Annotated in this window: 13 protein-coding genes; 2 read left to right on the top strand and 11 right to left on the bottom strand. The window is 55.4% G+C overall.

Features of this window, described 5'->3' with window-relative positions; translation table 11 throughout:
* Window positions 1-37 precede the first annotated feature (37 nt).
* The 7 genes from VQ071_RS18195 to VQ071_RS18165 form a co-directional block, all read right to left on the bottom strand.
* A complete protein-coding gene (locus VQ071_RS18195) occupies window positions 38-922 on the bottom strand; it encodes a carbohydrate ABC transporter permease (RefSeq protein ID WP_340515597.1) in 885 nt (294 codons plus the stop codon).
* 18 nt (window positions 923-940) lie between these two features.
* Complete coding sequence (locus VQ071_RS18190) at window positions 941-1,831, bottom strand: ABC transporter permease (RefSeq protein ID WP_340515538.1); 891 nt, start codon at window positions 1,829-1,831, stop codon at window positions 941-943.
* Window positions 1,832-1,896: 65 nt separating this feature from the next.
* Complete coding sequence (locus tag VQ071_RS18185) at window positions 1,897-3,612, bottom strand: sugar ABC transporter substrate-binding protein (RefSeq protein WP_340515537.1); 1,716 nt, start codon at window positions 3,610-3,612, stop codon at window positions 1,897-1,899.
* Window positions 3,613-3,795: 183 nt separating this feature from the next.
* Window positions 3,796-5,151, bottom strand: coding sequence for a response regulator transcription factor (locus tag VQ071_RS18180; RefSeq protein ID WP_340515535.1), 1,356 nt, complete (start codon window positions 5,149-5,151; stop codon window positions 3,796-3,798).
* A complete protein-coding gene (locus tag VQ071_RS18175) occupies window positions 5,148-6,887 on the bottom strand; it encodes a sensor histidine kinase (RefSeq protein WP_340515533.1) in 1,740 nt (579 codons plus the stop codon). Before VQ071_RS18175 ends, VQ071_RS18180 begins: the two co-directional genes overlap by 4 nt.
* A gap of 108 nt (window positions 6,888-6,995) precedes the next feature.
* Window positions 6,996-12,377: an InlB B-repeat-containing protein gene (locus VQ071_RS18170; protein WP_340515532.1), complete on the bottom strand. Its 5,382-nt coding sequence runs from the start codon at window positions 12,375-12,377 to the stop codon at window positions 6,996-6,998.
* A gap of 490 nt (window positions 12,378-12,867) precedes the next feature.
* The gene (locus tag VQ071_RS18165; RefSeq protein WP_340515531.1) at window positions 12,868-14,067 is read right to left on the bottom strand and encodes an HD-GYP domain-containing protein; all 1,200 of its coding nucleotides are present in this window, start codon (window positions 14,065-14,067) and stop codon (window positions 12,868-12,870) included.
* Between the two features lie 157 nt (window positions 14,068-14,224).
* Between VQ071_RS18165 and VQ071_RS18160 the strand changes: the two genes are divergently transcribed.
* Both VQ071_RS18160 and VQ071_RS18155 read left to right on the top strand, forming a co-directional pair.
* On the top strand, window positions 14,225-14,836 hold the full coding sequence (locus tag VQ071_RS18160) for an N-acyl amino acid synthase FeeM domain-containing protein (RefSeq protein ID WP_340515530.1): 612 nt from the start codon (window positions 14,225-14,227) through the stop codon (window positions 14,834-14,836).
* Window positions 14,833-15,591: a ThiF family adenylyltransferase gene (locus VQ071_RS18155; RefSeq protein ID WP_340515529.1), complete on the top strand. Its 759-nt coding sequence runs from the start codon at window positions 14,833-14,835 to the stop codon at window positions 15,589-15,591. Before VQ071_RS18160 ends, VQ071_RS18155 begins: the two co-directional genes overlap by 4 nt.
* 185 nt (window positions 15,592-15,776) lie before the next feature.
* Here VQ071_RS18155 and pepF read toward each other — a convergent pair whose 3' ends face one another.
* From pepF to VQ071_RS18135, 4 genes are all read right to left on the bottom strand, one after another.
* Window positions 15,777-17,582 (bottom strand): oligoendopeptidase F, encoded by a 1,806-nt coding sequence (pepF, locus tag VQ071_RS18150; RefSeq protein WP_340515526.1) that lies wholly within the window; start codon window positions 17,580-17,582, stop codon window positions 15,777-15,779.
* Between the two features lie 393 nt (window positions 17,583-17,975).
* Window positions 17,976-18,746: a glycosyltransferase gene (locus tag VQ071_RS18145; protein ID WP_445293307.1), complete on the bottom strand. Its 771-nt coding sequence runs from the start codon at window positions 18,744-18,746 to the stop codon at window positions 17,976-17,978.
* A 6-nt stretch (window positions 18,747-18,752) separates the two neighbouring features.
* On the bottom strand, window positions 18,753-19,352 hold the full coding sequence (locus VQ071_RS18140) for a TetR/AcrR family transcriptional regulator (protein ID WP_340515524.1): 600 nt from the start codon (window positions 19,350-19,352) through the stop codon (window positions 18,753-18,755).
* 285 nt (window positions 19,353-19,637) lie between these two features.
* Window positions 19,638-22,268, bottom strand: coding sequence for an adenosylcobalamin-dependent ribonucleoside-diphosphate reductase (locus tag VQ071_RS18135; RefSeq protein ID WP_340515523.1), 2,631 nt, complete (start codon window positions 22,266-22,268; stop codon window positions 19,638-19,640).
* Window positions 22,269-22,487 lie beyond the last annotated feature (219 nt).

Below are 22,487 nucleotides of genomic sequence, written 5' to 3'. Positions count from 1 at the left end.
CGCAGTATCTCCTATCCGATCTTTTCATGGTCTGCGCTCAGCCCTTGACCGAGCCGAGCGTGATGCCTTTTACAAAATATTTTTGCAGGAATGGATAAATAATCAGAAGCGGCAGCATCGAGATGAAGATTTTAGCCGCATTCAATGTCTGGTTCGACATGCTCGAGAGCCGCTTGGCCGTGTCCGCATCCACTTTGGAAGGATCGAGCACAATCGTGACCTGACGGATGTAGGACTGCAGCGGATAGTTTTCGTTTTTGGTCATGAGCACGAGCGCCTGGAAGAACTCATTCCAATGCCCTACGATTGTAAATACGAGAATCGTCGCCAGCACCGGCGTAGACAAAGGCAGGAAAATGCCGAACAGAATGCGCCACGGGCCGGCTCCGTCAATCAAGGCGGATTCCTCCATTTCCTTCGGCAGGTTGCGGAAGAAGTTCATGACGAGGATGACGTTAAAGACAGGCAAGCCGCCTCCGAGCACCAGTCCCCAGATATTATTAATCATGCCCAGAGATTTCATCGTCATGTACCATGGAACCAGTCCGCCGCCGAACAACATACAAAAAATTAACAGCCACATAATAATGTTTCTGGGCTTAAATTCCTTGGCGGTCTTTGAGAGCGGATAGGCCATGAGCAGCACAACAAAAAAAGTAATGGACGCGCCGAGCACTACACGCTGCACCGAGATGAAAAACGACCGGGAAAACTGTCCGTCTTCGATGATCGTGGCATAAGAATTGAACGTTATGCCTTGGGGCCAGAAAAATACATCGCCTGCCGCTACGGCCGCCCTGTCGCTCAAGGACACGACCAACGTATACCAGACAGGCAGTATACAAAGCAGCGTGATTCCGATCAGCAGAAATATATTGACACCGTTAAACAGCTTGGATACAACGGAACGATCTTCAACCACCATCATCACGTCTTTCTGTTAAAAAATTCTGTAGTTTGCAAACCGGTAGGCCAGCGTGTAGGAGACCGAAATGAGAACGAGGCCGACAATCGATTTAAGCAAGCCAACCGCGGTCGCAAGCCCATATTGCATATCGAGCAGACCTGCCCGATACACCCAGGTATCGATAATATCGCCGGTCGAATATACGGTAGGATTGTACAGATTAAATATTTGATCGAATCCGGCATTTAAAATATTGCCCAGACTTAACGTACCAAGCAAAATGGCAACCGGTAATATACTCGGCAGCGTAATGCTGGTCAACCGTTTAAACTGGGATGCGCCGTCTATGGCTGCCGCTTCGTACATTTCAGGGTTGATGGAGGTTAAGGCCGCAAAAAAGATGATCGCCGCAAAACCGAATTCCTTCCAGATATCGCTCAGAACGACAAGCCAGGGGAATATGTTCGGGTTGGCGAAAAACAGCGTCGGCTCCACGCCGAACGAGGAAAGAAGCTGATTGATGGGGCCGGAATAGGAGAATAAATCGAGCATGATGCCTGCAATGATAACCCAGGACAAAAAGTGCGGCAGGTACACGATCGTCTGCACGGACCGGGTAAAAAATCTGTTTTTTACTTCATTGAGCATAAGCGCGAACAAGAGCGGAACGATCAGGTTTCCGATCATTTTAAATACAGCGATCACAATCGTATTTCTGAAAATGACTTTGCTGTCGTCGAGCTGGAACATGTACTTGAAGTTGTCCATGCCGATCCATGCCGACTTGAATATGCCGAGTCCGGGATTAAAGTCTTTGAAAGCCATCAGCACGCCGTACATCGGGAGCAAATTATAAAGCGCCAGCCATATCAATCCTGGCAGCAGCATCAGGAAGTAATGTTTAGAAACGCCTCGGTTAAGCATGGCCATATCTCCTTAGCAGGATCGTCAAGGCGAGTGAAGCAGCCACTCGCCTTGAACGTTCTGCTTTATTTCAATTCATTTACTTCTGCCGTAATTTCGTCTCCGCCCTGCTGCTTCCACTTCGCGACGAAGGTATCGAACTCATCGATCGGAGAGACGCCCATGATGATTTTCAGGAAGGTTTCGTCCTCCAGCTTTTTCAGGTTGGTCCATTTGGTTTGCATCGTTTTGGTTTGAGCTGTTGCAAGGCTCTTCACGTAGTTGATGTTCGCATTTACAAATGTAGAGCCGCCGTTCAAGTGCGCATAGATGTGGGCGAAGAAGTCCGGATCCGTTTTTTGATCCCAGTATTGAATATCGTAGTTGTCGAAGGGCTCTTTTTTGATATTTTTAACATGGGATGCAAGCTCATAAGTGAAGCCGTAGTTAACCTTGTCCACTTCCTCAAGCTTCATCTCGCCCGTCAGCACCTTCTGCGTCGTTTTGACCGCATATTCCAGCTGATCGCCGTGGCCCATGATGAGGAACAGAGGAATCTCCTGGGAAGTCATTTCTTTGCCGACAGCGGTTTTGTAGCTTTCCGCTTTTTCGGATACATGAAGGTTCAGCATTTTGATGACCGCTTCCGGGTGCTCGTATTTCTTTTTCACGACGATAAAGTTGCTGCCGGTTGCCTGGTTGGAGTTAAACACGCCCGCTTTGTCCAGCGGCGCGGCATACGGTCTCCAGTTGGCCTCCGGATTGCTCTTGATCGCATCCTGCAGATCGTACGGCGACCACCAAGGTCCGAAGAAGATGCCCGCTTGCCCGCTCGTGAGCGCTTCCTTGGTGCTCTTTCGCAAGCCGATTTCTTTATCCAGAATTCCTTTGGCATACCAGTCGCGCATCAGCGCCAGCGTTTCCTTCGTCTCGGCTGTCGTCGAGCCGTATACGGCATTGCCGCTGGCATCCTTCACCCAGATGCCCGGATAGGCGTCATTGGCGAAAAAGATGGACGAGAAGTTCATGAAGTGATCGCTGGACGACAGGAAGGTGGAATACAGCGAACCGCCTTGCTGTGTGCCGACAATACCGAGCGTATGGTCCCCGCCCATTTTGTTGTCGATGAAGGCTTTGGCGACATTCTCGAGATCCTGCAGCGTCTTCGGCGCATCAAGCTTGAGCTTGTCGAGCCAATCCTTGCGAATCCAGGTGAGCGGCGCCGACGGCAGCGTCGTCTCCGGCAGAGCGTACAGCTTGCCGTCGAACGTTACGCCTTCCAGCAGGCCGGGGTTGGTCTTATAAATGTCCTTCAGCCGGTCTGCGCCGTACTTCTCGTACACTTCGGTCAGGTCGGCCAGCTGGCCGGCTTTAACCATCTGCCTCAGCTGCGTCTCGTTAACGAGCATCGCATCCGGCAGGTCGTTGCTGGCGATCGCCAGGCTGACCTTTTGACCGTAGTCGGCGGGAGCGGCTTCCCATTCGTCCTTGACGACAATGTTGTAGGAATCCTTCAGCCAGCGGGTATACACATTGTCCTCTGCCGTATCGTTGCCTTCGTATTTGTACGTAGGATCAACGCCTCTGCCCAGAGACACTTCGATCGGTTCCGGGAATTTGCCCAACGGATCGACGGCCGGGTCCGCTTGCTTGGTGCTGCCCGCGCTGTTGCTTGCAGAGCTGCTTGCCGTACTGCTCGCGTTGTTGTCCTTGTTGTTGCCGGCATTGTTGCCTGCACATGCGCTCAAGCTAAAAGCAACCGTCAGACCAACCGCCAAGGTTTTGAGACTCTTCTTATTCATTTTGTTCCCCCTGATTGTTTATTAACTTCGCTTGCTTACAGCCTCATTATAAGGTCCCGTGCGCCCCGACCGTGTTAGACGATCCTTGCGAATGAGGATGACAATACGATGAAGATAAAAAATTCGTCCGAAAACAATCTATCTTGTTTTCGGACGAATTCCTACTTGGCTGGCGAATCGGTATTAGTGGTGCTTGTCGTGCATGCTTGCTTGTCTATAGTCGCTCGGCAGCACACCGACATGCTCTCTAAACAATCGGCTAAAGTATTTATCGTCGTTGTAGCCGACTTGTTCCGCGATCCATTGGATCGTCTTGGACGTGTTCGACAAGTAATGCTTGGCCCGCTCCATGCGAATTTCCCTTAAATAGTCGGTGTAGGTCTTGCCTACAATCTGCTTGAAGCATTGGCTGAAGTAGCTGCTGCTCATATTGACCATCTGCGCCATCTCTCCTGCCGTCAGAGATTGGCTCATCATCGTCTGGGCCAGATTCGTCGCCTTCGCAATGCTGTTCTGAATCTCGATCGAGAACTGCGGCTTGATGTTCGCCTGCCGGATCGCATCCCTCGCGCCGCCAAGCCAGCCTGCAAATTGCAAGAAGTACTGGAACGTATCTTCCATCGCGATATGAATCCCCATCGTCTGGCCGTACAGCCGATTCCATTCGTCCGTCAGCGAGAAGAACAAGCGCGTCAATCGAATCGGCGGAAGCTTGACGGCCTTCAGCTCCTGCAGCATCCGATCGTAAATGTGATCCTCGTAGATCCAATCCGGAGTCAGCCATTTTTCTTTCAAATCGTTCAAGTCGTAGCCGCTATCTTTCCCTATGTTTACAATCTCATCCCGATGAACGACGGGGAGTGCCTGCTGCGGGTCGTGATCGTAAAAAAAGCCGTTTCTCCGGTAGGTCCGAATGAGCTGCACAATCGCCTTGCGATCCAACTCCTGGAGATCGCAAAAGCAAACAAGGGCATGGCTTGCGCTTGCGGTCCAGGCTGCCGGAGGCGTATCGCTCCAGTACCAGACACCCTGCTCAACCTCTACGGCGTCTTTGGGCAGCGCTGCATCCCATTTCGGATCGTCGCTTTGCTGGTTCAGCGTATAGACGACATAAATCTTGTCGACTTGACGCATTTCCGGCTGCTGAACCCCGAGCTTCTTCTTATCCAGCAGGGAAGCGATTCTCCCGAGCACATCCTCGAAGTGTTCCTTCTCAAGCTGCGTCTTGGCAATATAATCGATGGCGCCGAGCCGGAGCGCTTCCTGCACATATTCGAAATCGGTATGCAGCGTCAGCACGACAACCTGGATATGCGGATGGTGCTTGCCTACTTCCTTCATCAACTCAATGCCGGACATGACCGGCATCGAGAGATCGGTCAGCAATAAATCCACCTTGTTGTTTTCGATGAATTTCAGGGCATTCTCGCCATTGTTGGCTTCTCCTACGACCTCCATACCGAATTGCTTCCATGGCATGAAGCTGATCAGGCCTATACGGACAATTTTTTCGTCATCGACAACGAGGACACGTATCATGATTGTTGTTCCCTTCTATAGACGGGCAAGCTCAAGGAAACGATCGTGCCGCTGCCGATCTCGCTCTTGATCGCAAACTTGGCCCGATCGCCATAGTTCGACTCCAGTATCCGGATGACATACTTCATGCCGATGCCCATCCCGACTTTCCGGCTGTCCAGCGGGTCGTCTTGAAGCAGCTGCTGAATTTTTTCCGGTGTCATGCCCAGCCCGTTATCCTGAATTTTAATTTCCAGTTCATCATTTAACCGAATATCGACATGAATATAACCGTCGTCGCTCACGCCATGATAGAGCGCATTTTCCACCAGCGGCTGCAGGATGAATCGGGGAATTTCCAGCTGCATCGCTTCCTCATCCACATCGATGTCCACATCGAACTGGAAGTCGTATCTGATTTTTTGCAGCTGCAAATATTCCTTCAAGGCCTCCACCTCGCCCTGTATGGTCGTACCCTCGCCCATTTTGCCCAGGTTATATTGCAGCAGCTTGTTGAGAGACAACGTGAGCTTGTCTATCTCGTCTTGCCCGTTCATCATCGCCAGCCAATGTACGGTGTCGAGCGTATTCATCAGGAAATGCGGATTGATCTGATACAACAGCTTCTCTACCTCTAAATCCGCCCGCCTCTTTTCTTTTTGTTCAATTTCTCCGTACAAATCCCACACTTTTTTCTTTATATCACGGATCTTAAAGAGAAGATAATCAAATTCCGGTATATTTGTTAATTCGGTGTTATCCTTGGCATTGGATTGTACGAGGTTTTTAATTTCCGTATTGAATCTTTCAAGCGGCTTGTACACCATCCGCGACAAAAATAACGCGAGGCCGAGCGCAACCAGCTCAAACAATAAAAAATAAATCGCAATTTGCAAAAACCACTGATTTTTCTCCCTGTTCAATTCATTTTTGGGCACGATCGACACGATGCTCCAGCCTTGATTGCTCGTCTCCTTATACCATACGTTCTGCCCGTATATGCCCGACGTTGCTTTACTGCTGCCGGAAGGAAACAAACTGTATAGAGGAAAATGCTCCTCATCCTGGGTGTACGTAATTTTCCCGTCGTTGTTAAGAATGAGCAGATTGCGCGACGGCTTGCCCGAGGATTTGGAATGCAATATTTTCTGAGCCGTATTAAAGCCTGTCTCTACGTATAAGAATACGTCCTGGTCTGACACATTTACTTTGCGCATCGTACTGAACACCATCTGATTGGACGAGCGATTGTTGCTCAGATGCGGGCCAAAGTAAGTAATTTCCGGATATTCCGCCATAATCGGCAGCTTTTTGGGATCGAACGATTCCCTGACCATAAAATTTTCAAAGTCATGCTCGCCGGTCTCGGGGTTGTAATACAACGTTAAGCCTACATTCGGGTTCGAAAAGGTAACGACGTTCAGATCGTACTTCATCTCATTGCGAAGTCTGATAATCTCGAAGCGATCCGTCTCTACTTGCAGCTGCTCCAAAAGCCTGTTCGTGGCGCCTCCGAAAGCGAGCTGCTGAGAGACATGGTTCAGGTTGTTTAACGTATTGTCCATAATCAATAAATCCTGCTTCAAGCTGCTCTGAAAGGAGCTCCCGACTTTATTGACAAGAATCGAGTTGATGGTGATCAGAGAAGCCAACCCGAGACAAACGAAAGGGATCAGAACAATGAGGAAAAATATTGAAATTATTCTGTGTTTGAACGTGAATTGTCGAAAGCGCTTTGAAATAACACCTAATTTCAATTTATGCCCCTCCTAATCTCTTTTTATTTTATCACGGGTTGCGCATATTGAACTGTAGGCAAGCCATAAACCCAATACCTTCCGGTAGAGGGCTTATGGCTGCCATTGTTACATATTCAAAAGCGAATCGATGATTTGTGCGGCTTCGGCCCGCGTCAAGGACGTATGCGGCACAAATTTGTTCACGCCCTTCCCATTCAAGAGACCCAGCGCACGGGCCTGCGTCACGGCATCCTGGGCCCAGGCGCTAATGCTGGCCTGGTCCGCGAATGGCGAGCCTGCCGCCGCCGGAACCTCATGATTGCCGCTTCGCAGCGCATAGGCGCGCATCAGCATCACGGCTGCTTCCTGCCTGGTGATCGACTGGGCCGGCTCGAACATTTGCCCGCCGCGGCCGGTGACGATACCCGCTTCATATACAGCCGTCACCGCGTCTGCATACCATGCGTTGCTCTTGACGTCCTTGAACGGATTCGAGCCTGCCGCTTGAAGGCCAAGCGATCGGGCCAGCAATGCAGCGAACTCCGCTCTCGATACGGATCGATCAGGAGAGAACGCCGTATCCGTCGTGCCGGTGACGATGAGCTTCGCAGCAAGCGACTTGATTGCCGGCGAAGCCCAGTTGGCATCGCTGACGTCATTAAAAGTTTTGTTGATCTCCAGCACGGCATAGGCGCTGAAATGCTTGACCTGCGCGGTAATGACGCTGCCGTCGATCGTACCGCCCGCATACTGAAGCTGATTGTGATCACCAATGAAGTACACGCCGGTCAGATTTTTGTCGACGGTTCCCTCCAGCGCGAACCGAAGTGTGAGCGGCTTCGCGAATTCGCCGAACTTCCTCACTTCGTTGTTGTCGGTTACGACGGACAGAGACAATTCGTACATGCTGCCGACGACTTTTACGGCAGCGCCGGTCAACGGGTTGCTATTCCGGAACGCATCCACTTTGGATTGCGCTACAGGCACAACCTTCAATGCTATTTTCGTCTTATCTGTCGGCTGACCTGCGGCGCTTGCTTGCATTTCGCGCAGCACTTCTGCAGGGAGCTCGACCGAGATCGCGTTAAACTGGATGCGAATCGGCTTGTTGCCGGTCAGATCGGACGCTTGAATCGGCAGCAGAACCTGCGTCGCATCCTTCCCCGCGGCAAGGGACCGATCCTCGCCTAACCGCTTCAGATCGTCTTCGTTAAAGGCCGTCACATCCTTGTTATCGACCGCGACTGGCGGCGGTACGTAGGTGCCGCCCGGTATCGAAGCAATGACAGCATTTCTGAATCCATTCGCTGCCGACACCAGCGCTGCCGCAGCATCGCTCAGCTGCTGCTCGGTTGCAGCCGGATTGGCGTATACGGCCGCAGCCGCTGTGATGGCTTGTTGCAGCGCAGCCTTTGAACCGGCCGGATACTGTCCGGGGCTCGTGCCCTCGACTGCCTCGTCATGCAGGCGCTGCGCTGCGGCGATCTCCAGGCCGAGCGCGGTCCGATCCGCTTGGTCCATGATGACGATATCCACCGTGGCGCCTGCCGTATCCACCGTAGATGAGCCGCCCTCCAGCGACACCTTCAGCTCGGACAGGGACAAGCTTGTTTTTCCGGCGGAAGCTCCCGTCTTCACGGTGCCTTGCAGCCGGAACAGCGTGCCGTCGCTTAGGGACGAATCGTCTGTCTTGGTCATCTTAACGTGAATTCGACCCGGGTCCGGCTTGACGCTCGTGCCGAGCAGTTGCAGCTGTGCATGGGAAGCAGCGATGGCGCCTTCGGCCAGCGACAATGTGCCGTCTTCGTTCGCAACCGTTGCAAATTCGAGCTTGGCCGGATCGTAGTTAACGGTAACTTCCAACGTATTGAAAGCATAAGTGACACTGGCAACCGATGCGGTTACATGGACCGGCTGACCGGTGTATACGGTAGACGGGCCACTTAAGCTTGCTGCCGCCTCGGGGCTGATCGCCTTGACGATGACCGTAAAGATTTTTGTATCGGTCGCTTCGCCCTTCGTTAAAGTCGCGGTCAAGGTGACGGTGACGTCTGCCTCGCCGGCCAGCGGACGAACGACGGCGCCATTGTTGCCGATGACGGCAGGCTGGTCGCTGGACCACGAAATGGCGACATCGTCCGATCCTGTCTTGGGCAGAGTGACGTCCTGCGTGACATGCGCCGCATCGTTGCCGGCCGCATAGCCCACTTCGAGGACGGCCGCCGCTGCCGCTACGGCAGCCGCGTCCGGATCGTCTGCGAGCGCCCAGTGCGCATAGAGGCTGCCGACGGACGCTGTCGTCCAATTGCCCGCGTACACTCTGACGCCGCCGCTGTTGTAATACTGCTGGCCCTTGCCTTCGGCGTCCGCGAAGTATCCTTTGAAAGAATAGCCTTCCCGCTCAGGAGGTGCGATTCCGAGCGGCAGCTTGCCGCCGTGGGACACCGATATGCTTGCCGTACCGCCCGTACCGCTCTGAGGGTCCAGCGCGATGCTGTACGTATTCGCCTTGAAGCGGGCGTAGAGCGTCAGATCGCCGACGGAGCCCTCAGCAACGCCGGTGAGCCTGGAGCTCGGCCGGAACTGCGGGTCGGTAAACCAGCCGTCGAATGCATACCCGTCCTTCGGGCTCGGATCGCTCAGATTAAACGCCGGCGTAACAATCGTATAAGTGGTGGGCTCGCTGCCCGGCATAACGGCGGTGACATCGCCGTCCCTGTAGCTGATCGTGTAGGATACGAGCTCCCACTTGGCGAAGAGCGTCGTCGCCGACGTCACGGTGTCGGTCCCGAAGTTCCATGCATTGTTGTAGGACGAATCCTTGAACCATCCCTTGAACGTATAGCCGGCTCTGACCGGCGGCTGCTGCGGTGCGGCGATCTTGGCGCCGCTCACGACGTTGGGGATGGACATGACCGGGCTGCCGCCCTGGGAGTTGAACTCGACCAGGTATTTGTCGGCATCGAGCTTGATCCATCCGGCATACAGCGTCATCGCATAAATATAATCTTCGCCCAGCGTGTTGACTACGGGCTTGTTAAAATCATATGCCTGTGTAAACGACGGATCGGTGTACCAGTTGCCGTCGAACAGATAACCGCTGCGGGTAGGGTCGGTCGTCGGCCGGGCCGCTTTATCCCCGTCCCGGACATATTGATTGGCAACGGAGCTGCCGCCCGACGTATCGAAAATCACGCCGTTGCGGCCCGGCGGGAATATGCCGCTCGCTGCGTATCCGATATTGTTGCCTGCCGCAAACGCCGTGTCCCAATTGGCGCGGGCGTTGTTGCCGCTGTCGGAGGAGCCGTTGATGTTAAAGTTCGAGGCTCCGGTGCCGTAAAAATACAATTGATCGTTGTTGAGCATGGAGGCGGTAATCGCCGGTTGATTCGTTTGCTGCTGCGTGCCCGAGTTGTTCTGCGTATTGAAGATAATCCCGCCGACGGCGGCGCGAGGCATCTTGATCTTGTACCAATGGGTGTCTGCGCCATTGTACTTCATTCTCGTCATCGTGCCGCCCGGCCAGCCGCCAAACAGCTCGGGGTTGAACGTGTAGGCCCTTATTCCATAGCTGTAGCCGGCCCATGCCTGGAAGTTCGCATTGCGGTTGATGGAGAAATACACGTTGACGTGGGTCGGCTCTTCGACCGGCGGAACGACCGCTTTTTCAGGCTCGACCCTCGTGTAGGTGAACTGGCTGGTGATCCAGGCGCCTCCGGCAGCCCGGCCCATCAACGTGACGGTGATCGGATCGTTGTAGTTGGCGCTCACGGTGATGATGTCGTCATGGGCGAAGCTCACGGCCTCGCCGTTGTTGACGGCGTAGACGGCATCGGTCACATGGATGGCCGACATCCTGAGCCGGAGCTGGCTGCCGGTGAAGCTGTTGCCGGCGATCACATCGTCGTCGCTCGGCAGCGCGGCCAGAATGGCGGAGGCCGCTTCATTCCTGTCCATCAGCACGACAAGACCCGGGTTGGCGTTCGTGTCGGTGCTGGACGTCTTGGCCGGGTTGCCGGGGATGGTCCCGCTGATCCTGCCGCTCGATACGGTGAAGACGTTGGACGGATTCAGGGCGTTGACATAGAAGCCATCCTTCATGAACTTCACCGGCACGCTGCCTAGTACGCGGTCGGATGTGCCGGTGTTGACCAGCACCGCGCCGCCGCCGTCCGCGGTCGTGCCGCGCTCGATCATGACGGCGTTGTTGCCGAGGCTGACCAGATTCTCGTCCCGTCCCGCCATCGCGTTGTGGAACTTGTTGACAGCGACGACTTCGGGATGCGTCCACTGCGGCTTGCTGTTTTCCACATTGTCAGCGGTTCGCACGCCGGTGCTGCGGGTTCCGTCTGCATTGATATTACGGGCAAAGAACAGGGGCGAGGCGTCCTTGCGGGCCGCAATCATCGCCCAGCCCTGTCTGATCTGCTTGGGGCTGAAGTTCAGAGACTCCCCTTCGTTGTTGTAGGTGTCGTGGGATTCCACCCAAGGCACCAGCCGGTCGGCCGTCAGGCCCTCGGCATCGTAATCCGCCCATTTGTCGATACGACCGATGTCCCCTACCTCGAGGACGCCGCGTACATGATGCCCGTACATGGAAGCGGTCAGGTCAATGTACTTGGCATAGCCTTGCATCCTGTCGTTTTTAGGATCTCCGCCTTGCAGCACTTCGCCGTATTGGAAGTTTTCCTTGCCTTTCTCCTGCAGGTACGCCTTGGCGGCGCCCGTCACATTTTTCACATAGTCGCTTGCGAACTTGCCGTCGGCATATCTTGCATTCGTGGCGCCTGCGGCGATGCTCGCCGGAGAAGGCAAGTCGTCGTCCAGCTCGATATGCTTGATCGCGTCATAGCGGAAGCCGCTCACGCCGGCATCGATCATATCCTTCAAGTACGCAATGTAGGAATCTTGAACAAACTTGGAGTGCGTGTCCAGATCCCTCAGCCCGCTGATCATCTCAGGCTGCGTCAGGAGGAAGCGGTCATTATAGCCTACGCTGCCCGTCACATCGTGGAAATAGGTGCTGTCATTCCACGGGGCGTCGGAGTTGGCGGCGCTGCCCATATGGTTAGGAATCACGTCGACGATTACTTTGATGCCGAACGCTTTGGCGGCGCTGGTCAGGCTGGCCAGCGCGTTTCTGTCGCCGAATTTGTTGCCGTTGCCGCCGGCAATCATATTGCGGGGCGAATAGGATGAAGCCCAGTTGGCCCCTCCGGTGGAGCTGCCCATCACAGGCGACGTCTGAATCGCCGTAAATCCGGCAGCGGCGATCGCCTGCAGATTTTCCTCTATGACGCTTAAATTCCAGTCAAAGGCATGCAGTATAACGCCATCCCGGATGCGATCCGGGGTGGCGCCGCCCGCTGCGGCGGCCGACGCCGCGACCGGTACCTCTATCGGCTCTTCCGCATAAACCGGATTTGAAGTCGCGCCCCACGGGAACGATACGACTGCCATGCACCAAATAAGCACATGGGCCATCATTTTATTGAATTTCCTGCTCAAATAAATTCCCCTTTCAACCATTTTCTTTTGCCCAGTAAATATAACACCTCCCATTTTTTTTCGTGGTAGATATCGATTTCGAATGTAGACGATTATTAAGCGATTACAACAAGTCCATGCGAAATATTTCTATCCTCTTTTCGTCGAAATGCCTAACCTCGTTATGGCGGTGGAATCCCCTATTTTGCCGAGACGCATCAGAAACAACCTTCAGGGCCGCCGGCGAGCGTAATTGCTGGCATCAAAAAAGAGCCTGCCGTCCGCCTAAGCGGATTGACAGGCTCCTCATCGTCGTTCTACTGCCTCACACAGAGCCTTGTATATATATCATAATTTCTTACGCTCTAACGATTACTTCTTTTCCAACACTGGCCTCTCCTTTACCCAACACAAAACCTCTTCTATTCCTTATAACTTCGTACTTCATTTCAATTCTGTCGCCTGGATAAGCGTTTCCAATAAACTCAATCCCTTTTAAAAAACTAAGCGGCTAGATTAGGTCGAACATCGTCTCGAACTCGATCAAGTCTTCATTATATTCCTTGTAAATTCGGAGCCAGCTGACGAGCACTTCATCGATATACGCGATCAGCTGCGGATCGAACTGCGTGCCGCTGCCCTGCTTCAACTGCTTCACGGCGTCCATGACGGAAGCGGATGCGCGATACGAACGGTTGGAAGTCATCGCGTCGAAGGTGTCTGCGATGCTCAAGATACGCGCTTCGAGCGGAATTTCCGTGCCTGTTTTCCCCGACGGATAGCCTCCTCCGTCCCATCTCTCGTGATGATACAATACGCCGGGCTTCAGCTGTCCGAGCCCGGATATTTTCTCCACCATTTTCCCTCCGACGATCGTATGCGTCTTGATCAGCGCGTACTCTTCCTCTGTCAGCCTCGTCGGCTTCGTCAGCACCGCCTCGGGTATGTTGATCTTGCCGATATCGTGCAGCAAGCCGGACAGACGAAGCGTCTCCAGCCGCTGCTTGTCCGCGAATTCGGGCAGGAGCGAAGCAAGCTCGACGGCATACTTGCTGACCCGCTCGCTATGGCCGAACGTGTAGCTGTCTTTGGCTTCGACAGAGACGATAAATGTCTTGACGACTTGTTCGATCGTCGTGGCCATCGATTCCTCGACCAGGTTCACTTGATTGTTGTACAGCCGATTGAGTTGCTTGGAGAGCAGGTAGCTGAACGTTCCCAGTACGATATACAGCAGTATCCGGTTGGACAAGTCGATCGAATCGAGTCCGCCGACCACTTGGGGCTGCAACTTCGTGAACGCGAACATGGCAGCCAGGCCCGCTACAGAATAGAAGAACAGTATGCGCAGGTTGCCGTAAAGTCCCGCGAGAATCGGAATGGCGAGGAAATAAGCCCATGCCTCATGGTAGCCGGAGCCTAGATAGAGACAGCTCGCCACGAACAGAAGAAACAGCATCACGATGTGCTGCATCACGATCGGCCGTATCCGAAACCGCCGGTCCGCGGCCAGCAGAACAAGCAGCAGGACGACCGGGGTGAGCAAGTATTCGATGTTCGCGCGTGAATAATGAATGTTGAAAATAGCGAACACCGCATTCCAGCCGAGGCTTAGAAGAAGATATGCGAAGGCTATTTTAAGAATATTAAGGTTGAGGTTCCGTTGATGCTCTTGATAGTAGGAATCAAGCAGCTTTTGTCGTTCGTTCAATCATCTCATCCTATCCGATTGCTAAATTGATCGAACCACTTCCCTCAGTTTACATCCATCCCGTTCATTCAACAATATCGGTCAAAAGATCTCATGTCATTTGCCAATAAATTGCTGGATAATAGGATTAATTCAACTAAAAAGGAGAGTGTTAGAAATGAAAAACGATTCAAACTACTTGTTCGGCGTTGCCAGCGGCAAATTGCGGGAGAAAGCGATCAAACTACATACGGAGAGATACATGGAGGTCGGTTTCTTCGACAAGGACGAACAAGACCCGTACCGGGACGATTCGGTGTATTTTATCTCGCAGTGCCGTTCCACCGAAGAGGTCGTCGGCGTGACGAGGCTTATCTTCGGCAAGCTGGACAAGCTCCCTACGCTCCATAACTTCAGAATCTACGATCTGGAAAAGGCGCGCCTGGCGCAGCTTGAAGGCTACCGCTATGCAGAGCTTAGCGCCTTCACGAAGCTGTCGGCTCATGATGTCGCGCTCGGATTGATCAAGACGGTGTTCCACTATTCGGAAAAGTCCGGTATTACCCACTGGGTATGCTGCGTCGACGAGCGTGTGTTCAACTACATGAACCGCGTGTTCAAGTTTCCGTTCCGCAAGATCGGCGATCCCAAAGTGTATCTTGGCTCGAATTCCATTCCTTGCGTGCTGATCCTCGAAGATATTCTCGCCACCATCCAAGTCGAACGCGTCCCTCTCTACGAATATTTCGTAGATCGTCAATCTCGCTATTTGGAGGTCGGTCAACAATGAAAGAGCAATTTTCCCGTAATCTGGGCATTATGTCCGAGGAAGATATCGACAAGCTGCAAGGTGCGACCATCGCGATCGCCGGCTGCGGGTGCATCGGCGGCTTCGCTGCCGAGCTGCTCGTCCGGATGGGCATCGGCAAGGTGCGGCTGTCGGATCCCGATACGTTCGATCTAACCAACATCAATCGGCAATGCGCGGCTACGCATCTGACCGTAGGCAGACCGAAGGTCGCCGCGCTGCGGGATCATCTGCTGACGATTAATCCGGAGCTGGAAGTGAGCGAATATGACAGCGGTGTCAACGAGAGCAACGCCGATGAATTCGTCGCCGGCGCGGATTACGTGATCGACGGTATCGACTATTTTGCATTCCACGATGCGGTCGCGTTGCACCGGGCGGCGCGCCGGCATGGCCTGTATGTCATGACCGCCGCTGCGCTCGGCTTCGGCACAACCGTGCTGACGTTCGCCCCGGACGGCGTGACGATCGAGCAGATGGCCGGCATCCCCGAAGACATGCCGATCGAGGCGTTGAAGGGGGCGGCGTTCCCTCCTTCCGGCTATGCCAGTCAGCTGCCTTCATATGTCACGATGGAGCATGTGCGCACCTGGCTAGACAATCGCTCCATCCCTACGATCAGCGTCGGACAAGCGCTCGGACCGGGCGTACTCGTGTCTCAGCTCGTGCTTCACCTGCTCGGCAGGAAGACACCGATCCTCGTGCCGGATTCATATCGCATTCAATTCGAGGATTAACGGTCGGTCCTGCCTTCGAGCGTCGCCAAGAAGCCGCCGTCCATGCGAACGGCGGCCTTTTTGGGCGCTCTGAGCAGCTCCAGAAGGTCTCGTCTGCCGGAACGTGAACGAGAGCCCTCGTTCTGCTCGATACATTTCCGGCAAACCCTCAAAATTTCTCCTTTTCTGCCCTGATTGTTCTTATGTTACGATAAGGCTGCCAGTTCGTCTACGAGACTGCCGACGAATGCCGCCGCGTTGTGCAGCGGCCGAGCATCCGAGAAGTCTATGCCGGCCGATTGGAGCAGCTCAAGCGGTCCCATCGACCCGCCCGCCTTCAGCGCACGAAGCCAGCGCGCTACGGCAGCGCTCCCTTCCTCGCGAATTTGAGCCATCATGACCGTCGCAGCAGTCAACCCCGCCCCGTAGGTATACGGATATAAGCCCATGTAGTAATGAGGCTGCCGCATCCAGGTCAATCGGGCGCCTTCATCGAGCTGCACGGCATCTCCCCAAAAGTCGGATAACACGCTGCCCTTCATCGCGGACAACGAATCCGCTGTGAGCGGCACGCCTTTATCCGCCGCCGCATATACGCGTCTTTGCATCTCGGCTTCGAGCAGATGCGTCACAAAGTTATGATAGAACGTATGATTTAACTGATACATCAAGACCGAACGCTTCATTGCCCGACTGTCCGTCCGATTGCGCAGATGTTCGGCGAGGAGAAGCTCGCCCAGCGTCGACGGCGCTTCAATGAACAATAACGACGGACGGTAGTTCACGAAGCGCTGATGACGCCCGGCGAGCATGAAATGGCCCGCATGGCCGAGCTCGTGAGCCAGCAAGAACGCATTGCTCATATTGCCGGCCCAAGTCAGCAGGATGCGCGCATGTTTCCCATAGGGCGTAAGGCAAAAAGCTCCGGTGGTTTTGCCTATGTTATCGACGCAATCGACCCACCGACGGGATACGCCCTGCTTCATCAGCTCCGTATATTCCGTTCCCATCACCCGGTTGGCTTCGACGATAAATTGACCCGCTTCTTCAAAGGAAATGGCCGCCATGAAGGAAGCGTCGTCGAACGGGACCTTCAAGTCACAAAATGAAAGCTGCTCCAACCCAAGCGCTCTCTGCTTGAGACGGACGAAGCGGCGCATAGGCGGCGCCAATTCGTTGAAGAGGGTGCCGACGATCCGATGGTACAGGTCCACGCTGACTTGCTGGGAATGAAGCAGCATATGTGTCGCGGAGTCGTACCCGCGGAGCCGGGCGATAACCGTCTGCCGCTTTACTTCTCCGGCATAGGCCGCGGCGATGCCATGCTTGTGGGCCCCGAGCGTAGCTGTAAAAGATCGATAAGCTTCCCGTCTCAGGACCGGATCACGGTTCAATTCGCAATCGTTCTCGAACAACGCAAACGACACAGGACGAACGGCGCCTTCGCTGTCACGAACAGCGGAGAAGGCCATATCGGACAGCTTGCTGCGCTGATAAAATTGATACGGCAGGTGGAGCACTTCCTGTAGCGAAGCCAGCACGTATTCGCTTTCCTCCGACAGGCGGTACGGTTTTGCCGCCCGCATGTCGTGCAAATATTTGCGAAAAGGCGCCAGCGCCTCTTCCTCCCGTATTGCCTGCTCGATGCTGCCGTCCTCCATTCGGAGCACATGCGATTGTAAATCGGCCGTATGGGCCTGATACCGAGCTGTAACTTCCCCGATTTTCCCGGCCATACTTTGCGATTCGGCATCGCTGCTGTCTTCCGAGAGACGAAGGCGGGCATACGCCGCCAAGTGACTGACCCGCAGGCCCAACGCCTCGGATGCAGTCAGCGCAGCCAGCAGCGCTTGCGCATCCCAGGCTTCATGCCTTTTCCACGGAGCCGGCTCATCCAATAGACGCTGTACCCGAATCCGCTCCTGCTCCCACGCTTCAGCATTCGGGAACAAGTCGCTCAAATCCCATGTGCCAGACTCCGGAACTTCGTCTCGCCTCATCCGTCCGTGCATAACATACCTCCGATATTCGAACGCTGCTCGAATTTCCCTCGCGTGAAGACGGACCCATGCTCATGAATACAGTGTATTGGAAACATCCCGTTCGGAATATATGTCTGCTTTTAAGTCTTATGAGACATTCCTATTCATTTGCGGTTCTGAAGGTGGGTTAGCAACGGCCCAATGGTTTTTGATCACAAAAAAAACGACAACCGGCTTTGACCGGCTGTCGGAAATTTATCGTGTCCGTTGTATCTTCTTTTTGTCACTAAATGAATGCCTTTTACCCCGCTATTGTAAGATCTAAATGACATCAACTGTATCATCAAAAGTCTGTTTGTTGTATTTTCGCAACAAGGAATGTCGATCAAATACGCTCTCCCCGGGACACGAGGGAGCGTCTCGTCATCTCGGCGCGTTCTCTCCATAATAGGCTTCCTCGGCTTGCTGAGTGTCTTTGCCGTTCAGATAAGCGCGTACGATGCTGGGTCTCTTCACGAGCACCCAATCGCCGCCCGCATCGAACTTTCTGCAGGAAGTGATCATCTTCGTCTTGCGCAGCGTTCCGTACTTCCGTCCGCTTCGCTTGCCCAGGGACTTGAGGCGAGAGGCGAAGTCTGCGTCTTCGGCCATGAGCATCGCTTCGTCGAAGCCGCCGATGGTATCGAAGTCTGTCTTCCGGCACCAGAGGAGGCCGACCGACACGGGACCATATTTGAAGAGCAGCGGTACGATCAGTATGATGGCCGAGCAGGCGATGCCGAGCGACATGCGTTCGAACTTGGTCATCGTGCCGCCGCCTACGAATCGGCCGGTATGAAGGTGCTCGTCGATCTCCGAGAAGAGAGGACCTTCTACCCGGCTGTCGGCATCGATGGTCAGCAGCACTTCGCCGCGCGTTGCCCGCGCGCCGGCATTGCGCAGCATGGACAGATTGCGCTCCTCGCTCTGCACCACGACGCATCCGTACGATCTGGCAATCTCCTCAGTACGGTCCGTGCAGCGGTTGACGATGACGATGACCTCGACGCTCGCTTGATACGACGCTGCGGCTTCCTCGAGAGAATCCAGGCATTTCCCGATGTAATGCTCTTCATTGCGAGCAGGGACCAACACGGAAAAACGAACCGGACTTGTATCGCTTGGCGGTACGAATACGTTTCCTCTCAACTTCATCACTCCCTAGTTTGGTTTGCCGGCGCTCAAGCCTTCTAGGAGGAGGGTGGTTGCTCTGCGGAATAGTGCCTTCATGCCGTCCTCGTCCATGAACATGCGGCTGTCGCTTAACCCGGAATAATAGCTCATGATCGTAAAGGCGAGCTCCTTCGGATTCTCTGCTTTGAATTCGCCGCTGGCTATGCCTTCGGTCGCAATGGCCTCCATGCTGTCCATCGCGCCCATGACGATGCCGAAGAAGCGCATGCCGATCTCGGACTCCGCGCCTACCTTGGCGATGAACTCCTCTCCAGCCTTGTTCAAAGGCCGATTGTGGCTCGCGACGAAGTACTCGGCGTAGCCGTACAGCTTGTCGGTGGCGCTGGCAAAGGTGCCGGCCAGTTCGGACCAAGCGGCGGCAGCATCCCCGAACGATTGCTCGGCCAGGTTTACGAAGATGTCCTCTTTGCTTTTAAAATGGTAGTACACACTGCCTCTGCTGCATCCGGCAGCCTCGCAAATATCCTCGATCGAAGTAGCGGCATAGCCCTTTTTCCCGAAGAGGTTCTTCGCTTCCTGAATAATCAAATTCTTGGTGCGTTCTGCATCATAGCTTCTAGGGGTCATTGTTCCTGCTCCTGGCCTTTGGAATTAAACCGAACGTTCGGTATTTTTAGTATAATGGAAAACTGTGGAATATGCAACAAAATAAACGGGCTGTCTGTTCGGTCATGTTGCATGACCGAACGGACAGCCCATTCGCCGTATGCTTTTTCAGAGAAAGTTGTGGCCCGAGCGCAGCCTAGTAAACCAACGCGTCGACTTCGGTTACGTAGACCGTCCACCTACGTTGTTCTCGCAGTTGCGAGCCCGGATGCGACCCTCAACAGCCGTCACCCGACTGGCGCTACATCAGCTGCACTTGCTGTAACCGCAGTTCGCGCAGGTCTTGCAGCCTTCGACGTTGATCAGCGACGCCGAGCCGCAGGACGGGCACAGGTCGGTCGAGGTGTGACCGGACTTGCCGTAGCCGTTCGCCGGCGGCGATACCGCGGCTGGCGCAGCGATCGCGACGTCAGCTTCGCCGCCGACTTCTTCGGATGCCGCCGCTTCCTCGGCCAGCATGCCTGCATGCAGCTCGAGCGCCTTGGCGACGGCGTCGGCGATCGACTCGACGCGGTTCGGCCCGAAGCCGACGGCGCCGGAGCCGCCGATGCCCTTGAGGTGCTTGACGAGCAGCTGCACCTTGTCCCCGTGGTCGCCGTAGCGGAGGAACAGCGAGCAGACGCGTCCGAGCGCCTCGGCCATCGCGAATACGTCGGAGCCGGCCTTGCCCACGTTCAGGAAGATCTCGCCCGGCGTGCCGTCGAGGTCGTTGACCGTGATATAGGCCATGCCGAACGGCGTGTTGAACTTGTATGTCGCGCCGCGCAAAATCTTCGGCCGACTCTTGTAAGCCTTGTCGACCGGTGCCGAGACAGCCGGCACTGCCGACGCAGCCGCAGCCGCCGTCGGCAGTACGGCCTCCACGGCCGCCACAGCTTCGGCGATCGGCGCCGCCTCGTCCTTCTTCTCTTCCTTCTTGTCGTCCTTGGCCGTGCTCAGCACCTGCACGTCGCGGCTCCCGTCGCGGTAGATCGTGACGCCCTTGCAGCCCAGCTCGAACGCCAGCTCGTACAGCTCGGCCGTCTCCTCCACCGTGAAGTCCGACGGGCAGTTCGCCGTCTTGGAGATCGAGCTGTCTACCCAGCGCTGGATGGCGGCCTGCGCACGGATATGATCCTTGGCCGACAGATCCATCGCCGTGACGAACCATGGCGGCAGCTGCTCGCCCGGATGCGCATCCTGCCACTCCTGCGCGATCGGCACGAGCTGCTTGTCGTAGCCGAGCCGGCTCTGCCGGAAAAACTCGAACGCAAAGTACGGCTCGATACCCGTCGATGTGCCGACCATCGTGCCGGTCGAGCCGGTCGGCGCCTGCGTCAGCACGGTGACGTTGCGGATGCCCCGCTCGCGCACCGCCGCGCCGACTTCCGGATAAGCTTCCGTCATGTTCCGCATGAAGCCGCTCTGCAGGAACGGCTCGGCGTCGAACGCCGGGAACGACCCTTTCTCCGCCGCGATCTCGGTCGAAGCAAGGTAAGCCTCCTTCGCCATGAAGCCGTACAGCTTGTCGAGGAACTCCAGGCTCTCCGGACTGCCGTAGCGAACCTCGAGCCGGATCATCAGCTCGGCCAGCCCCATCGAGCCGAGGCCGACGCGGCGCTCGAGCTTCTGGTTCGCTTCGTTCTCGGGGAAGTGGTACGGCGTCTTGTCGATGACATTGTCCAGGAAACGCGTCGAGTAGCGGACGACCCGGCCGAGCTCCTCCCATGCGACGTCATGCTTCTCCTCGTCATAGAAGCGCGACAGATTGATCGCGGACAGATTGCAGACGCCCCAGGCCGGCAGTCCTTGCTCCCCGCACGGATTAGTACATATAATCCGATTGAAATACCAGCTATTCGACATCTGATTGTAGTATTCCATGAACACGACGCCCGGCTCGGCCGACTTCCAGGCCGACTCGATGATCGTGCGCCATACTTCGCGCGCGCGGACGGTGCGGTAAGGGATGACGTTCTTGCCGAGCGACCGCCACTTGTCGAGATCGCCGTCCCACAGCGCGTCGTATTCGGCGTCGGACGTATCCGGGAACACCAGCTCCCAATCGAGGTCCTCCTTGACCGCCTTCATGAAGCCGTTGCTCACGCACACCGACAGGTTGGCGTTCGTGACTTGACCCATCGTCTGCTTGACGGTGATGAAGTCGACGACGTCCGGATGCCAGTCGTTGATCATCAGCATGAGCGCGCCGCGCCGGCTGCCGCCCTGCTCGATGAGGCCGGTCGTGTAGCTGAACAGGCCGCCCCACGAGACGGCGCCGCTCGAGGAGCCGTTGACGCCGCGCACGATCGAGCGGCGCGGGCGCAGCGACGACAGATTGATCCCGACGCCGCCGCCGCGCGACATGATCTCCGTCATCTCGGAGAGCGTCTCCATGATGCCGCCGCGGCTGTCCTTGGGCGACGGGATGACGTAGCAGTTGAACAGCGTCAGCTCGTCGCTCGCTCCGGCGCCTGCAGCGATCCGGCCGCCCGGCACGAGCTTCCAGTCGTCGAGCAGCCAGCGGAACCGCTCGTGCCACAGCTCCTGGCGCTCCGGCGCTTCGACCGACGCCATGGCGCCGGCCAGCCGGTCCCACATCTCCTCCGGCGTCTGCTCGATCGTCAGCGTCAGCTTCTCGGGCGACGTCTCGACGAGCTCGCCGGCGCGCGTGCGCACCGTCACGCGCTTGCCCTCGCGCGCGATGACTTCGCCGACTTCCTTGGCCGGGAACTTCGGATCGTCCTTCGTCAGCGCCAGCACGGTGTCGCCGACCTTGACGGCATTCGTGTCGGCGTTTTTCCACGCGTAGCGGTCGAGGAATATTTTCTCGCTTAAGCCTTCGAGACGACGGCCCGCAGCCTTGTTCGCCCCGTTATTCTCCAATTGGACGCTCACTTCGCCACTCTCCCCATAGGACACAATATATTGCGACTTTCCCCATTATACTCTACGAAATATTGATATTCGAGTAGGACTGAATCGAATTCCGCCAATTGTCTCAAAAAGTTCGATCCTTCGTCGCAAGCGACCGCGAGCCGGCGATTCCCGCCAACAGGTTATGAAAATGCCGCGCTTGCTCATACTAGAAGGATAGACCGACCAGAGGAGGAGAAA

It is taken from the genome of Cohnella sp. 56, assembly GCF_037963805.1.
GTDB lineage: Bacteria > Bacillota > Bacilli > Paenibacillales > Paenibacillaceae > Cohnella.
This window is presented reverse-complemented; position numbering and strand designations above follow the sequence as displayed.

Bases quoted from the DNA above. Each gene is read 5' to 3' on its own strand.
- VQ071_RS18190 (WP_340515538.1), bottom strand. From the start codon at position 1,831: ATGCTTAACCGAGGCGTTTCTAAACATTACTTCCTGATGCTGCTGCCA.
- VQ071_RS18185 (WP_340515537.1), bottom strand. From the start codon at position 3,612: ATGAATAAGAAGAGTCTCAAAACCTTGGCGGTTGGTCTGACGGTTGCT.
- VQ071_RS18180 (WP_340515535.1), bottom strand. From the start codon at position 5,151: ATGATACGTGTCCTCGTTGTCGATGACGAAAAAATTGTCCGTATAGGC.
- VQ071_RS18160 (WP_340515530.1), top strand. From the start codon at position 14,225: ATGAAAAACGATTCAAACTACTTGTTCGGCGTTGCCAGCGGCAAATTG.
- VQ071_RS18155 (WP_340515529.1), top strand. From the start codon at position 14,833: ATGAAAGAGCAATTTTCCCGTAATCTGGGCATTATGTCCGAGGAAGAT.
- pepF (WP_340515526.1), bottom strand. From the start codon at position 17,582: ATGCACGGACGGATGAGGCGAGACGAAGTTCCGGAGTCTGGCACATGG.
- VQ071_RS18145 (WP_445293307.1), bottom strand. From the start codon at position 18,746: ATGAAGTTGAGAGGAAACGTATTCGTACCGCCAAGCGATACAAGTCCG.
- VQ071_RS18140 (WP_340515524.1), bottom strand. From the start codon at position 19,352: ATGACCCCTAGAAGCTATGATGCAGAACGCACCAAGAATTTGATTATT.